This is a genomic window from Streptomyces sp. NPDC002144 (assembly GCF_053593695.1).
On the sequence record NZ_JBSFDB010000071.1, the window covers coordinates 1 to 15,493 of the forward strand.

Consider the following 15,493-nt stretch of genomic DNA (forward strand, 5'->3'; position numbering starts at 1 on the left):
GTGGGTACGCCCAGCAGTCTTACGCCAGCTCCACAGACCTGACATCCCGCCAGCCCGGCGGTAGGCCCGGCCAGCTTGGTTATCGCCGACCAGACACCACACAAACTACCCCTTACCTGCGGGTGATTGGGGGTGAACGCAGATCCGCCCCGGCGGCGCATCGGCTGTCCCTGCCCTGCTCCGCAGGAGTCCGCTTCCTCCCCCGCCTGAAGGCGGGGGTATCCACGGAGGAATCCCGATGACCGCAGCCAGGGAGTTCAAGCGATTGCGGCCCAGCCCTCAGCTCTGAGGGAAGCGCTCTCTGGCTGGTCCACTGACGATGGCGAGCGTCGCCACCAACTGTGCGAGTGGCTCGGAGTACATCCGGCGGCTGTCACCTTGTGCCGCTCGCCCTGTCGGCGGGGCGAGCGGCAGCACGTGGTCAGCGGGTAACCGTCTCCCCCACCTGGGGCTGCACCGTTTCCGGGGACGAGGAGCGAGGCTCCGTCCCTCAGCCCCCAACCAGTACGCCCGAACACCCCGTCGGCGCGGAGGCCGTCATCAAAACCTTCAGCAAAGTCCTCACCGAAGCCCACACCGTCGAAGACGGCCGCGCCCGCCTCTCCTGAGCAAACTCGCCAAAACACCTCCCGCCCACCCGCACCCCCGACCGACCACGCCCCCGCCCCCTCACCACCATCACCGAACACCTGTGACCTCGCAGGGGCTGCTGGCGTTGCATAGGACACGGTTGATGCCCGTCCCCGCGGTCCCGTCTTCTGCGACCCTCAGAGGGCCGTCCCCGCGGTCTTCTGCGACCCTCAGAGGGCCGGCCCGTTGCACCGACAGCGGGCCCTCCCTCGTGGGGCTGGCCGCTCTTGGTTGCGCACGCGTCGGCCGGAGGGTGACAAGCGCGGTACATCCTTCGGCGCGCGGTCCGCACCGAGCCGCGTCGGCGTGGCAACTCACCACTCCCACGCCTCAAACTCCAGGATTCCGTAAAGAATCGTTGTACCGACGGCCGTAACGAAGAGACCAAGTACCGAAAGCTGCCACGTAAAGGGCCCATCGATTAGCCCGTACAGGCACATCCCGATGCCGACACCAATGACCATCCAAGAAAAGATCTTTCCGAAACCCTCCATTTTCGTGAAGATTGCTATCCTGCCGTCGCCGATCAGAGACCACAGAAACAATCCGAGACTGAGCCAAAGGAGAGCGAGGGCCAGCAGGAGCGTGGTGATCGAGGGTGGAATTTCCTCCTTCTCGCCGTTGACGGAGATTTCTATTACCTTTTCACGCCAGACCTTGTAGTTCACCGTGTCACCTTTCGCCGCCACACGGTAAACATCCCAGCTGACATCATGGTCCTCTATATCTCCAGACGCCCTTTCGAAGGTCAGCTCGTAAGTGGTTTCATCGTCGGACGTGGTGGAATCCTTACCGGTAACTTTCCCGGATTCCTTCCTGATGCAATCACTGTTCGCGCTTGCTGAGCACAGCTGAGCGCTTTTATAGACGCTCATTTCCTCGTACGGATCGGCTACTGCGAGCGCTCCAACCAACGCCAGTGTCACTGCCAGTAAGAATGTGAGGATTCGGGCCGGGCTGAAGTACAGGAAAAATAGCCGAGCGCGCTTTCGCTGTTTCTCACTTCTTTTCCTGGGCTTCTGTGGATCTTCTCGATCCGGGCGCGGGCTACTGGAAGGGAAGTCATGTGTGCCAGTGGACGAGGTTCGGGGTGAGGCCGTGGTGCGCTCTCTCCTTGCTGCACCGGCCGTGACCAGGGCGCGCACATCCGAAGGGATCTTGTTTCGCTGCTCCTCCATCAGGAGTTCCACCTGGCGGCGCAGTGCCGCGGCCTCGTTCTCCCAGTAGCGGCTCAGCTGCTCGCTTTTGAGTAGACGCCCTTCGAGTTCCCGCACATACACCGACGCCGCCTCCAGCTGCCGACGCTGCCCGGCGTTCTCCGTCCGTAACCTCCGCGCAGCGGCTTCCTCAGCCGCGGCAGCACGCCGAGCCTCCACCAGGGCCCGATCGAGGTCGCTGCGGTCGCGCTCGCAGCGCGCCCACGCCTCAAGGGCACGAGTCAGCCTGGACTCCTCAACCTCAAGCCGCCGCTCCAGGTCGTACCGGGCCCACCGCTGCTGGTAGGGCTTCCTGCTGGCAGACCGCGCGGCTGCTTCCTCCCATTCCTGCAGGGCGTCCATGTACAAAGCGAAGACGCGTGCCTGCTCATAGGACGAGACCGATAGACCGGTTGCCTGTTCGCGGGCGCGGTGCAAGGCAGGCAGCCACTCCTTTCCCGGCATGATCCGACCAGCCAGGATCCGTGAAAGCTCTGACTCCTTGGTGCCGATCGCGGCCGCGGCGTCGCGCTGCCGCGCCCATGTGCCACTCACCACGCCGCGCGCGTACACAGCCCACTTCCGCGTACACGAACCGAGATCATCATCAAGGTCTTTGCGTGGTCGTCCGGGCCCTCGGTTCTCACTGTCTCCTGAGTCGGCTGACATCCTGCGCTCGCCCTCAAAAACCCTGCTCACAATATTAATTGCGGCTTTCGCAACAATCCTGACGTGCGCATGCTCTCAGGTGTTCGAAGTCCGACGTAGCCGTACCGGCCATCTGCACTCCGTGTGTGACGCAGGCCTCGGCCACGCCCCTGAGGAGTAACTCCTATGAGCACGAAACCCACCCGCCGATCGCGGTTCCCCCTGCACCTGTCGCGCGCCGCGCTCAGCGGCCTCGTCCGTGGTGCGGCAACCGCCGTCGGGACCGTGGTTGCCGGATGGTTCCTGGCGTGGCTCCGCACCCATCTGTGACTCGGCATGCTGCCCGAGCCCGGCCGCGCCGGCCGGCTGAGCCCGAGCCGTCGCGAGCCGTTGGGCACGCCGGGGCGAGTTGAAACAGACGGGCTCAGGCGCGTACAACATCGACAACAGGGCCTCCGGGAACCGCTCGGATGGGTCGCACGCCCGAGCTACCAGGAGGCCCTGCCTTCATGCGCGTACTGGCGGAAGATCACCCGACCAGGAACCTGTTCGACTTACCAGGCTCAAGAGCGGTTGAGATACTTACTTCTCAGTAACTCCAGGCCTGATTCTTCCCTCCGTTGCACGACCACTGGATGACTCGGCCGTTGTCCGCGGTGCTGCCGCCCTGTACATCCAGGCACTTCCTGGAATGGGACGGCCGCATCTCCGTCTTGTGGGGCTTGGAAATGTTGATGTAGAAGGCCTGGTTGGCCTCACCGAGGCAGGTGTACTGGTCGATGGCTGCGCCGTTGGACTTACTGGCGCCGTGTACGGTGAGGCACTTGTTGCTGTTCACGTTACGCAGCGCGTAGCTGACGCCACCGGTCCATTCCATGTTCCAGCGCTGGTTGGCTGCTCCGACGCACCTGTACTGGTTGACGGTGGCATTGTTGGCCTTGCTGGCCCGGTACACCGTCAGGCATTTTCCGCTCTTCTTGTTCTTGATGTACTTCACGGTGGATGCCGCTCCATGCACCTGCTCGAACACCAGGTCACCGGATGCGCTTTTCGTAGCCGCCGACGAGACCGCGTGGGGCGTGAAGACGGTCATGGTCACGGCTGCGGCAGTTGTGGCAGCGAGCGTCATCGTCCTGCTGAGCTTCATAACTAGTCCACCTTGTTCCACGTCTGATTGCTGCGGCCGTTGCAGCGCCACTGGACGATGGGTGCGTTGTTGGCCATGCTGCCGCCCTGCACGTCGAGGCACTTCCCGCTGTGAGAGGCCTTGAGAGGAGAGTGGCCGTTCCATCCGAACCGTTGGTCCGCCGCACCGTTGCAGTCCCACTGGATCAGCCCGGCGCCGTTCTTCTTGCTGCCTCCCGCCACCGACAGGCACTTGCCGCTCTCGTACCCAGCGATACGCCAAAAGGGCGGAGCAACGGCGTAAAGAACCCACCACTGGTTCTTCGCGCCCACGCACTTGTACTGGTTGACCTTGGCGCCCTTGGCCGTGCTGCCGCGGTAGACGGTCATGCACTTGCCGCTGTGCTTCGCCTTGAGATAGACGACCATGTCCCGCTGGCCCGGGACGTGTTCGACCTCGAGCCCGGCAAGGGAAACCCGCGCAGCTTGGGTCGAGCCAACGGTACGAGTAGGGGTACCGAGACTCGAAGCATGCTCAGCGCTCGGAGCAAGCGACACCAACGCCCCGACAGCAGCCACCGCACAGAGTACGGCCCCCGTTTTCTTCCCTGACATCTCGGTTCTCCTTCAATCCCGTAGTGGTGAGGCGACGCGGCACGGCCGGCGTCGTCGGAACAGCGGCGCTGCGTGGGCAGTACCGCGCCGGTCCAGCAGATCGGGCCGACGACGACCAGTCCAGCCGCCCGCACCGTTGTTCAGCAGGCCCCCTCCGCCACACCGAACAAACACCGAGCACCAGTTGGGAGGCCAGGGTGAGCCCTTGCCGGTGCACGCGGCGGGTTCCTACCGTGGCCATGACACGGGGCACGGGGCACGGGGACGTAAGGGGTATCAGCGCGATGGGGCGTCGTGAGACACCACTGGATCCGGCCGCAGGACCGGTGCAGCGGTTCGCGGACGAGTTACGCACGCTGCGGCGCGAGGCGGGCGGGCTGACCTACCGGGAGATGGCGCGCCGGGCCCATTACTCGGTGACCGCGCTATCTCAGGCCGCCGCCGGTGAGCAACTGCCGTCCCTGGCGGTCACCCAGGCCTACGTGGGGGCCTGCGGCGGCGATGTGGAGGAGTGGGAGCAGCGCTGGCGCGAGGCGGCCGAGGAATCGGCGGTCCGCAGCCGCGAGGACGACGGAGGGCAGTCGCCATATCAGGGGCTGGCCCGCTTCGAAACAGGCGACCACGAGCGGTTCTTCGGCCGCAGCAGGCTGGTGGAGGACGTACGCAAACTGGTGCTGGCGCACCGCTTCTCGGCCGTCTTCGGCCCGTCCGGCAGTGGTAAGTCCTCGCTGCTGCGGGCCGGACTGATCCCCGCGCTGCGCGCCGAGGGCGCCTCACTGGCGGAGATCCGCGTCTTCACCCCGGGCGAGCATCCACTGCGCACCCATGCGAAGGCGCTGATGCCGAGGGACGCCGACGGCGACACCGTCCTGGTGGTGGACCAGTTCGAGGAGGTCTTCACGCTGTGCCGGGACATACAGGAGCGCACCGGGTTCATCGAGGCCCTGCTTGCCGCCCGCCGACCGGACAGCAGGCTGCGCGTCGTGATCGCCGTACGAGCCGATTTCTACGGCCGCTGTGCCGAATACCGCGGTCTCGCCGACGCGCTGCGTCAGGCCAACCTGCTGGTGGGGCCGATGAATCGCGCCGAGTTACGCGAGGTGGTCGTCAGACCGGCGCAAACTGCCGGGCTGATCGTCGAACGCGAACTGACCGCCCACCTCGTGGAGGCGGTGGACGGCGAGCCCGGCGGCTTACCGCTGCTGTCTCACGCCCTGCGCGAGACCTGGCGTCGCCGCCGCGGACGCGCGCTCACGATGGAGGCGTACGAAGCGGCGGGCGGCATCCACGGCGCGATCGCGCAGACCGCTGAGGAGGTCTACACGGCGTTGTCCGCCGAAGACGCGGAGCTGGCCCGGCTGGTGCTGCTGCGGTTAATCACCCCCGGCGAGAGCTCCCCGGACACCCGGCGCCCCGTCGACCGTACGGAGCTGGACTTCGCCCCTGCCGACAAGGTGACTCCGGTCCTCGACCGTCTGGCCCGGGCGCGCCTGCTCACCCTCGACGGCAACACGGTCGACCTCGCCCACGAGGCCCTCATCACGTCCTGGCCCCGCCTGCGCGCCTGGATCGAGGAGACCCGCGACCGCCTGCGTACCCATCGCCGCCTGACCGAGGCAGCCGACGCCTGGGAGGCCCTGGCCCGTGATCCTGGGGCCCTCTACCGGGGCACGCGCCTGGCAACGGCGGAGGAATACCTTGCCGACCAGCCCCTGACCCCGGTGGAACAGGCGTTCCTGACCGCCGGCCGCACCACCCGCAAGCGGGAGCTGCGCCGCCGCCGCACCCTGGTGACCGCCCTCGCCACCCTCCTCGCACTCGCTCTCGTGGCGGGCGTCACCGCCTGGCAGCAGTCCCGCACCAGCGACCGCCGCCACCAGGAGTCAGAGGCACGCCGGATCGCAGCAGCGGCGGACAGCATGCGCGCCACCGACCCGGTCACCGCGGCCCGGCTGAGCGTCGCATCCTGGCGGCTCGCCCACACCGTGGAGACACGCTCGGCCGTGCTGTCCGCGCTCAACCGCCATGAAAGGGATGTCTTCACCGTCCCGGAACGCGACGACCGGCTCACCGTCCGCCGTCTCACTGGCGACGGACGGACCCTGGTGTCGGTCTCCCGCGACCACATCCGCGTCTGGGACCTGCGCACCCACCACCTCACCCACACCTACCCAGGACCCGGCAAGCGGTTGTCCGGCCCCGACGAGGACGTGATCAGCCCAGACGGCCGGACGCTGGCATTGCGCGGCGAAGATGCCGTCACGTTGTGGGACATACGCACCGGACGGCCGACGGGACACCTGCGCTCGGAGTCGCCGACGGCCCTCGCCTTCAGCGGGGACGGACGCAGTCTCCTGGTCCAGGCCGAGACCGAAGTGCAGGTCTGGGACGTACGGAGTCACCGGCTGAGGCTGCACGTCCCGGCGGGGGACGCGGGAGAGGCGACGTTGGACGCCGTCATCAGCGGGGACGGGCGCCGACTGGCGACCTGCAGCACCCGGCACTCGCTGCGGATCTGGGACGTCTCCCGCCGTGCTGCCCTGTCCTTGCCCTGGACGGCCGAGTACGGCCGGAACTTCTGCTCCCGGACCGGACTCACCCTTTCGCCGGACGGCACCGCCATCGCGCTGGGGTCCTCCACCGAGGTCCATATCCGGGACATCGTCTCGGGGCGTGACCTCGCCAAGCTGGACACGGAGGGGTCGGCCGACCTGAGGTTCAGTCCGGACGGCGCGTTCGTCGCCGCGACCGACGAGGCAGGCCAGGTCCTCCTGTGGCGTCTCGCCTCCCCCGATGCCGTCCCCGTGTTCCGCCACACCCTGGTCAACGAGACGGCCGACCAGTACGAAGTGGACTTCGCCAAAGCCGAGATCCGCTACCTCGACAGCTCGGGTACGGCCGTCCGGTCCCTGGCACTGGGCCCGGCGACCAGGTCCGGCTGGCGCCGGCAGACCATCAACGACGCCCTGCTGTCCCGGGACGGCCGGACATTGGCCACCCTGAGTGCCCCGGCGGACGGCAAGGGCGACAACGGCGTCCGTCTGTGGGACACCCGGAGCGGCAAGGCCTTTCTGCCCCTGCCGGACAAGCCGTGTCCCGTCGAGACAGCCGGCCCCGAGCCAGTGGCCGACCACCCGCCTCTGGAACCGCGCGCCGACAACGAGACGGCCACGGTCGGCGACGAGGAACTGCCAGCTGCAATAGCGCGCACGGACTGCCTCAACCTGATGGCGTTGAGCGCCGACGGCGGCTTCTTCGCGTACGCCCGGGGCGGCACTTCCCCGGACACGCCCTCCGGACAGCGCATCACCGTCTGGGATGTGTCGGCACACCGCAGGCGTGCGGACATCACCGTCCACCCCGACCCGGACGGAACGAGCGGCGTCGACGGACTGGCCCTGAGCCCCGGCGGCCGCACCCTGTACGTGTCCCGGACCACCATGACACGGCAGTTCCTGGAGATCTGGGACGTACCGCGTAAGAAACGCCTCCGGACCCTGGACGATGTTCCCGCGGGGGACGTGGCGGTCCGCGACGACCAGCGACTGCTCGTCACCGGGCAGGACCAGGTGACCGACCTCCGTACCGGGAAGACGCGTTACCGCGCACTCGGCGACGCCACAGCCGACGTACTGGCCTTCAGCCCGGACGGGGCGTACTTCGCGGCAGGCGACGCCCTGGGACACGTCACCGTGTGGGACGGCGACGTACGCCATCGCATCGGTGTGGCCGGTACGGGACCCGGCGAGTCGGTCACCGCGCTCGTCTTCTCGCCGGACGGCACCACGCTGGCGGTGGCCGGCAGCGGGGGCACCATCCAGCTCTGGGACGTGGCCTCCAGCCGCCCCCTCGGCGCCGCCTTCCCGATCCCCGGCGATCTCCCCCTCGCCCTCGCCTTCGACCGGAACGGCACCACACTGCACGCAGCGGGCGCGCACGTCCGGTTCCAGACGTACGCCATCGCACCAACCCAGGTAGCGCAGCAGGTTTGTGCCCGCACAGGCTCCGGGCTCTCCCCAGCGGACTGGAAGGCGTACCTGCCCGACATCCCGTACCGCAGGACCTGCTGATCCTGTACGAGAATTTAACTCAGTCTCACTTTGGCGCAGTAGGCGACCAACTTTCGACGGTTGGCAAGGGTTGGTCTCCTGACCGGCGGCGGTGTGTCGGTGATGACGGTCCGGCAGTAACTGGCGCGTAGGTCGTCCGGCTGCCGCTGCTCGTACGGGGCGGGGTGGGCCAGGTGTTGGCTAGGGCGGCTTCACGACACGGACCGGCACAGCGGCCAGCGCGCAAGCAGAGTCAGAGGACAGTTTCACCGCACGTGGGCGCCTTCCTCAGACGGGGCCGAATCCCCGCCAAGCAGGAGACGTTGCCGTTGCGCAGCCCGACAAGGTGCGCGAGCGCGGCACCGGATCCGGACCAGCACATGCTGGCCGTGGCGACGGATCCGGTGCCGCTCCGCTTGGGAGATGGTCTGGTGGGGTGCCGGCGTTGAGGCTCGTGCGGGCCTGCGGTTGGGGTCAGCTGCGTCGGAGCAGGGTGATTTTCTGCTGAGCAGCCACGATGGCCCGAGCGAGTTCGCCGCGCGCGGCTTCCTGCTTCATTGGGCTTGTTCTCGTTGCCCTGGAAGTCAGTGAGCCTTTTCCAACCCGGCTGTCAGCGCCGCTGGCCGTGCCCGGCGGCGCGTCCGGTCACCGTGACCGACTACGGATCAGCTGGATTCGGTTCTGGGGCCGATCGTTGTGGTAGGCCTCGGCGACCAGGAAAGAGGCGGCGGCTAGCCGTCGCTGTGGGCGTGGCGTCCATGACGGCGGTCAGGTAGATCCTGCAGCTCAGCGAGTCGCGTACCACATGACAGCGCACGCGAATCGGACATCAGCGTGTTGTTCTTCTGCAAGCCTTAACTACCCGGCCTTGGACCGTCCCCCGCCGGATGGGACACGGCAGAGCGGCTGGACGACGCGCTTGAGGTGATCGCGCAACCATTGGGATGCGGGGTCTTCGTCGACGCGCCGGTGCCAGCGGAGTTCCACGTCGGTGGTAGGCAGTGCGAGGGGGACTTCGTGGCAACGCAGGGGGACGCCTCGCTCGATCAGGTGCGCGGCCGTGACGTGGGGGATGAGGCAGATGGCGTCGCCTTCGAGGGCTGCGAGGGCTCCGGCGGCGTAGGAGGGGACGACTGCCGCGACGTGGCGCGAACGTCCGATCTGCTCAAGGGCGTCGTCAAGTGGACCTGCGGCGAGGCCACGTCGCGAGGCGGAGATATGGGGATGGGCACACAGGTCGTCGATGGTGAGCTGTGCCGAGCGTCCCAGGTCGGAGTCAGCGGCGACGACGGCCACGAAGCGGGCGGTAAACAGCTTTGCGGTGTGGATGTCCACGGGCGGAGGACCCATCACACCGACGTCGAGGTCGATGGTGCCGTCGCGCAGGAGGTCGGGCTCCTTGGAGTTCTGGGCCAGGAAGCGGAGTTGTACTCCGGGGGCGTCCGCGGTGACCCGGCGGAGCAGCCGGGGCACAAGGATCGGCACGAGGGCGTCGTTGAGGCGGATAGAAAAGGCGCGCTGCCAGGAGCGGGGGTCACCGTCGGCGGTGTCGGCCCGCAGTTCGGCGGCAGCATCGAGCAGGGCTTTGACGCGGGACGCCGAGCGCTGCGCGAACGGCGTGGGGACGAGGCCCTGACCTGCCCGGACGAGGATTGGGTCGTTCATCGCCCGTCGCAGCCGGCCGAGCGCCCTGCTGGTTGCCGGTGCGGACAGGTGCAGCCGTACCGCGGCCTCCGCGACGCTGCCGGTGTCCATCAACGCATCGAAGACGCGCAGGAGATTGAGATCCAGGTCCTCCGCCACAGCCGCCCTCCGTGCGTCCGGTGCAATTATTCCCTGACAAGAATGCATTGGGAATTATGCCCGGGGTGACGGAAGCTGGTCCTCGGGGGCGGAAACGTCTCCCGACAAGCCCTCGGTCGCGCTGCCCTCCCTGCGGGCGCGGGCCCTCAATCAGGACCGGAGTTGCAGAACCATGCCCAGAATCGTGCGCCCGACCGCCTACGGCACGCCTGAGGTACTCGCCGTGACCACCGTGCCCGTCCCGCGAGCCGCCGCCGACGGCGTCGTCGTCCAGGTCCGGGCTGCCGGGGTGAACCCCATCGACTGGAAGCTCTACAGCGGCACCTTCCACGCCGTGGACGACGATCTCAAGGACGCCGCCGGAATCACCGCCTCGATGCCCTATATCGGTCTGGAGTGCGCCGGCGTCGTCACGGAGGTCGGCGCGGAGGTCACCGGGGTGGGCATCGGCGACGAGGTCATCGTGTATCCGGTGACGGCCGCCTACGCCGACTATGTGACCGCCCCGGCCACGTCGGTCTTCCGCAAGCCCGCCGGCCTCGGCTGGGCGGAAGCGGGGTCGCTGATGCTGGCCGGGACCACTGCGGTCCACGCGTTGGAGGCGGTGGGGGTGGGCACCGGCGACACGGTCCTCGTCCACGGCGGGTCCGGTGGGGTGGGGCTGATGGGGGTGCAACTCGCCGCCGCTCGGGGGGCCACGGTGATCGCCACCGCTGCGGAGCGCAATCATCCGCTGCTGCGCGACCTCGGCGCCACTCCCGTCGTATATGGCCCCGGGCTCGCCGACCGGGTGCGCGGCGCCGCACCACGGGGCGTCAGTACCGCGGTCGACTTCGCCGGCACGGACGAGGCACTCGATGTCTCGCTGGAGCTGGTGGCCGACCGGCAGCGGATCGCCTCCATCACCGGTTCCCCGCGACGCGAGGAAGCCGGCATCAAGCTGCTCGGCTACGGGCCGGGACAGGACGCCGGCACCGAAGTCCGCGCAGCCGCCCGCCACGACCTCGTCAAGCGCGCCGGCTCCGGGGAGCTGCGGGTCATCGTGGCCGCTACCTACCCGCTCTCCGAGGCCGCGCAAGCCCACCGGGCCGGCCTCGCTGGGCACGCACCGGGCAAGCTCGTCCTCACCCCCTGAACATACGTTGACCCACGCGCCAAGACTCGCGATGTGGAGCTTCACCCGGCCGTTGTCCTGCACCTCCATGCCGACCTTCGCAGTCGGCCCCGCCTCCGCGAGGTGCACTTCGACGGGCCTGCCCAGGCTCAGGCCCGCGAGAACGTCCTCCCGCATGACCTCCCACTCGGACCCGACCAGGAGACGGGCACCTGCGGGCCGGACCAGCAGTGCGAGGGGAAGGCGACCTCGACGAGACAGTGCCGTACGACGCCGCTTGCCCGCCAGTCAGAAGAACTCCACGGGCATGCGCCCGAAAGAAACGGCGTCCGCGACCGCTCGTGGATCTTCGGCGAACTGCCCCGCAAACCACCGCGCGAGGGCGTGCTGTTCGCCGTCGCCGGCCGGGATGAGGAGGTGCGCCCGGAGGTCACTCGTCGTCGGTGGTGTGCTTGTCGCGCAGAGGCCACAGGCCGCCGGGCAGGTCGGGAAGCTGGAAGGAGCACCTGGCTCCGTCCTGATGCCCCGACCAGCGACGAGCGGCTGTTCTGCCACGTCTACGTACGTGGGGAGCGCAAGACGGACCAGTTCGTGCCCCGCTGGGCCGTACTCCATCGTTGCCGCGCTGGAATCCGGCCGCACCTCCTGGGTCGCGCTGCTGGACGCCGTACACCTGGGACCGGCCGACGAAGCTTCGCTCGTCACCGCCGCCCAACTGCGCGATGTGTTCAGCGGTTGACGCAAACCGGGAATTGGGCAGTACTCCACCCCCATTACCCCCGGCGACTGGACGGCGACCTCGTCGACCAACCACGTCCCGGACGGCGCCTGGCGAACGGGAACGGGCATAGATCGCTGACAGAACCTTGAAATCGGCCACCCCCTGCTCAGGGTGACCCCACACCTGCTCACGATTCCCCAGATGCGGAATGAGCTGACCTCCTGTGCCGGTTTGTTCTTCGGCCGATGGTCAGGGCTGGTCCGCGATCCGCCGGCCGAGCTGTTCGAGGAACTCTCCTGCTCTTCAGCCGGCAGTGCATCTCTTGGTGAAGCTCCTGGTGCGGGGGGATCTTCAGGGATCGAGGGCGCGCAGGAGGGGTGTCAGCAGTTTTCGCGTCCAGGTGGTTCGTTTGGTGTCCGCGCCTTCGGGTGGGTTGTCGAGTGCCGTGGCGATGCGACGCAGTAGTCGGGTGCCTCCGGTCAGCAGTCCCAGGCTTGGGCGCAGGGCCAGAACGGAGGCCGCCTGCCGGGTCGCGCCGGGCCACTGCAGCTGGTGGGTGAGGAGTGCTGCGAGTCTGATCGCAGCAGTGATGGGGGTACGGTTCGCGGGCAGGTGCTGCCGTAGCAGTTCCACGAGGGGACGGGCGATCTGGTTCTCGGCGTCGGTCATGCCGAACTGGAGGGTGAAGGACTGCGTGAAGTCGTCGATGGCGTCTTCGTACCGCTCGGCGTACAGACGGACCGTGCCGCGGCCGCCGTACGCCCATGGCCACGGCGGTTGGTCGGAAAGAGCGCGGTCGAAGTCGCGTTCGGCTTCGGCGAGTAGCCCCGCCTCCCACAACAGCCATCCGCGCATGGCGAAGGCGAGCCGGTAGCTGTCGTCGACGGAGATGGCGCGGTCGAGGTCGGCCAGTGCTTCGGTCTCGCGGCCGAGTCCGTGCAGGGCCCAGGCTCGGACTGTGTAGGGCCAAGCACGGTCTCGTGGTCCGTGTTCGTATGGGTCGGCCAGAGCTCGGTCCACCTCCCGCAGTGCCTCCCCGTGCCGGCCGAGGTCGAGGAGCAGGTTCGCGAAGTGGGCACGGTGCCACTGCGATTCGGAATCGAGATCGGCCGCCCGCGCCATGTCGCGGAGCGCTTCGTCCCACCGCTCCAAGCTCATCAGGCATATGGACCGCTCCGCATGGGCCTGGATGTACTCGGGGTCGATGGCGAGCGCACGGTCCAGGTCTGCCAGCGCGTCCTCGTAGCGTCCCTCGGTGCGGTGGACCATGGCGCGGCTGACGCGTGCCCATTCCTGCTCGGGGTCGAGTTCGAGGGCGTGGTTGAAGTCGCCGAGCGCTGCGGGGCGGTGTCCGGCTGTCAGGTTGATGTGCCCGCGCACCACGTGGGTCCAGGCATCGGGGCGGGCGCGGATCGCCTCGTCCATGTCGGCGAGCGCGTCTGCAGTGTTGCCCATCTGCTCATGGGTGAAGGCGCGCTCGACCAGGGCGTCGCTGTGCTGCGGTTTAAGGGCGAGGGCCGTGGTGAGGTCGGCGAGTGCGGCCTCGTTCCGCTCGGCGCGCCGGTGCAGTCGCCCGCGCACGACTCGGGCGTGTAGCTGCCCTGCGGTTTCCATGCCGGTGCGGGCGAGCAGCGCGTCGAGGATGGCCAGGACGGCCGGGGTGTCGGCCCGGGGCAGGTTGGTCAGCCGTTCTCCCCAGGCCTGCAGAGCGTCGTCCGCGGTGTCGATCCCGGCCTGGGCGAACAGTTGTGTCCAGCGCCGGGCTGTGGCGCTCCCCTGTTCGCAGGCGTGGACGGTCTCGGTGAGCGCGTCCGGCAGCGCGCGGCGCGGCGCGGCGCACAGGAGGTGGTAGGTCTCGTTGTAGCGGTGTTCGCGCCAGGTGGCGTCGCCCCAGCGTTCCGCGTCCGGCAGGCTTTCCTCCCGCTCCGTGCGCCAGGTGCGGAAGGTCTGCGCAAGCAGTTCGTGCGCGGCTCGCCAGCGGGCCGGGGACTGCAGGCGTTGCAAGCGCAGCATGGGAGCGCGTACGACGTCGTGGTAGCGGCAACGTCCGGCCTGGTCGGTGACGAAGGCGAGCTGGCGTATCCACGCGTACTGCTCGGCGGCGTCGGGTGGGGCGATGGCGCGGTAGACGTCTTCGTCGAACTGAAGGGGCAGGGCCAGAGCCAGCGCGGCGGCCCGCCGCGCCGGGTCTGTCTCCCATTTCAAAAACCGCTCCACGGCCGTCTCCGAGGGGTCGCCCACGGTGCAGTCGGAGTCGGGCCGGGCCTGCGCCAGGGTGTGCACCAGTACGGGGAGGCGGCCGGACAGGCGCAGGATGACCTCGACGGCGCGCTCGTCGGTGACGCCCCGCAGCGCCAGCAGCGCGCGGGCCTCTTGTTCGGTGAATACCTCCAGGGGTACTTCCGCGACCAGGTCGAGCCAGTCGCTCCAGCTCCGGGCGGCCAGCCGGCCCTGTCCGGACAGTACGATCTGGACATTCGCCGGCAGGGTGCCGTGGACGTCGCCGAATGCGATGTCGCGCAGCCACGCGTCCAGCACCGGGCCGGTGCGCTCGTACACGTCGAAGAACAGCACCATCCGCGGCCGCCGCCGTGCCGCGTCCGCCAAGTCCTCCAGGAACACCGGGGTCAGGGAACGCACCGGGTCCATGACCAGCCGTACGTCATCGTGGGAGCGCAGCCGTGCGCCCAGCGCGGCGCGTAGCCGGTCCGCGCCCTGGGCGACGTGCTGCGGATCGACGGCGCCGGCGAACGCCCCCACACCCGGGATCATCCCGAGGCCGGCCAAGCCCACCTGCGCGGCGACCGACGCCGGGAGCGAGGCCGCGGACGGCTCTGCGCCGGCGCTCTCTGCGGTCGTCTGGGTGTCCCGGGCCGACTGCGCCTCGTGCTCGCGCTGGCGCAACGTCGCCAGCAGCTTGTCGAAGCCGCGCAGCTGCAGGCCCTGAAGGCCGAGCCTGTCGGCGATCTGCGCCATCGCCTCCACGGCGCTGTGCACGCCGTCGTCGAGATACACCGTGGCCGCGCCCTGCTCCCGGGCGACCATCTCCCACTGCCGCAGCAGCGAGGTCTTGCCCACCCCGGCGTTGCCCCAGACGTGGAAGAGGAACTGGTAGTCGTCGCTTTCCGGATCTCGTGCGAGGTTCTCCCTAAACGCGTTCACCTCACTGTGCCGGCCCACGAAACCGCTCCGGCGGCGGCGCCGGATCAACTCCTGCCGTGACAGTCGCTGTTCTGGCATCGCGCACCCCCGGCCGCCAGTATGACAAGGGGGCACTGCGGCCGGCACGCCGATGACGATGCCCGCGTGGCCGGTGCGCTTCGACGTCGCGGGCCGGGCGGCCGTCTGCCGTGAGGCGGTGGTCGTGGTGGGACTGCTGGAAGCGAACATCGCCAGCCCCAAGGCACGGAGGCTGGCTTCGGATACACCGAGTCCCCGGCCGTCCGGTGGACGGTGCCGGGGACGCTCAGCACCTATTGCGTCACGGTACCGGTGGCTACGTAGTACAACTGCCCATCCTTCTAAGATCCTGCCAGGCAACGAAGTAGCCGTACACCGTCTTCCCCAGTGCTCATCTGCTGCCACGGAGATG

The 15,493-nt window shown here is 68.4% G+C and carries 8 protein-coding genes and 2 pseudogenes; 4 read left to right on the forward strand and 6 right to left on the reverse strand.

The features are described from left to right. Positions 1 to 944 precede the first annotated feature (944 nt). On the reverse strand, positions 945 to 2,384 hold the full coding sequence (locus ACWCQ1_RS46825; protein WP_451029437.1) for a hypothetical protein: 1,440 nt from the start codon (positions 2,382 to 2,384) through the stop codon (positions 945 to 947). A gap of 276 nt (positions 2,385 to 2,660) precedes the next feature. Here ACWCQ1_RS46825 and ACWCQ1_RS46830 point away from each other — a divergent pair, with 276 nt between their 5' ends. Continuing rightward, positions 2,661 to 2,804, forward strand: a complete 144-nt coding sequence (locus tag ACWCQ1_RS46830; RefSeq protein ID WP_451029438.1) for a hypothetical protein — start codon at positions 2,661 to 2,663, stop codon at positions 2,802 to 2,804. A gap of 259 nt (positions 2,805 to 3,063) precedes the next feature. On the opposite strand, the gene ACWCQ1_RS46835 is transcribed toward ACWCQ1_RS46830, so the two are convergent. Beyond that, positions 3,064 to 3,621 (reverse strand): RICIN domain-containing protein, encoded by a 558-nt coding sequence (locus tag ACWCQ1_RS46835; RefSeq protein WP_451029439.1) that lies wholly within the window; start codon positions 3,619 to 3,621, stop codon positions 3,064 to 3,066. Between the two features lie 2 nt (positions 3,622 to 3,623). Next, on the reverse strand, positions 3,624 to 4,028 hold the full coding sequence (locus ACWCQ1_RS46840) for an RICIN domain-containing protein (protein WP_451029440.1): 405 nt from the start codon (positions 4,026 to 4,028) through the stop codon (positions 3,624 to 3,626). 470 nt (positions 4,029 to 4,498) lie between these two features. On the opposite strand from ACWCQ1_RS46840, the gene ACWCQ1_RS46845 reads away from it, so the two are divergent. Beyond that, positions 4,499 to 8,284, forward strand: a complete 3,786-nt coding sequence (locus tag ACWCQ1_RS46845) for an nSTAND1 domain-containing NTPase (RefSeq protein WP_451029441.1) — start codon at positions 4,499 to 4,501, stop codon at positions 8,282 to 8,284. 837 nt (positions 8,285 to 9,121) lie between these two features. Here the strand turns inward: ACWCQ1_RS46845 and ACWCQ1_RS46850 are convergent. Then, entirely contained in the window at positions 9,122 to 10,066 is a 945-nt protein-coding gene (locus ACWCQ1_RS46850; RefSeq protein WP_451029442.1) for a LysR family transcriptional regulator, read from the reverse strand. Between the two features lie 172 nt (positions 10,067 to 10,238). Between ACWCQ1_RS46850 and ACWCQ1_RS46855 the strand changes: the two genes are divergently transcribed. Further along, a complete protein-coding gene (locus ACWCQ1_RS46855; protein ID WP_451029443.1) occupies positions 10,239 to 11,201 on the forward strand; it encodes an NADP-dependent oxidoreductase in 963 nt (320 codons plus the stop codon). Positions 11,202 to 11,216: 15 nt separating this feature from the next. On the opposite strand, the pseudogene ACWCQ1_RS46860 reads toward ACWCQ1_RS46855, so the two are convergent. Next, a pseudogene (locus ACWCQ1_RS46860) lies at positions 11,217 to 11,425 on the reverse strand (hypothetical protein); the annotation flags it as partial. Between the two features lie 256 nt (positions 11,426 to 11,681). Between ACWCQ1_RS46860 and ACWCQ1_RS46865 the strand changes: the two are divergent. After that, a pseudogene (locus tag ACWCQ1_RS46865) lies at positions 11,682 to 11,907 on the forward strand (transposase); the annotation flags it as partial. 345 nt (positions 11,908 to 12,252) lie between these two features. On the opposite strand, the gene ACWCQ1_RS46870 reads toward ACWCQ1_RS46865, so the two are convergent. Then, complete coding sequence (locus ACWCQ1_RS46870) at positions 12,253 to 15,141, reverse strand: tetratricopeptide repeat protein (protein WP_451029444.1); 2,889 nt, start codon at positions 15,139 to 15,141, stop codon at positions 12,253 to 12,255. Between the last annotated feature and the right edge of the window lie 352 nt (positions 15,142 to 15,493).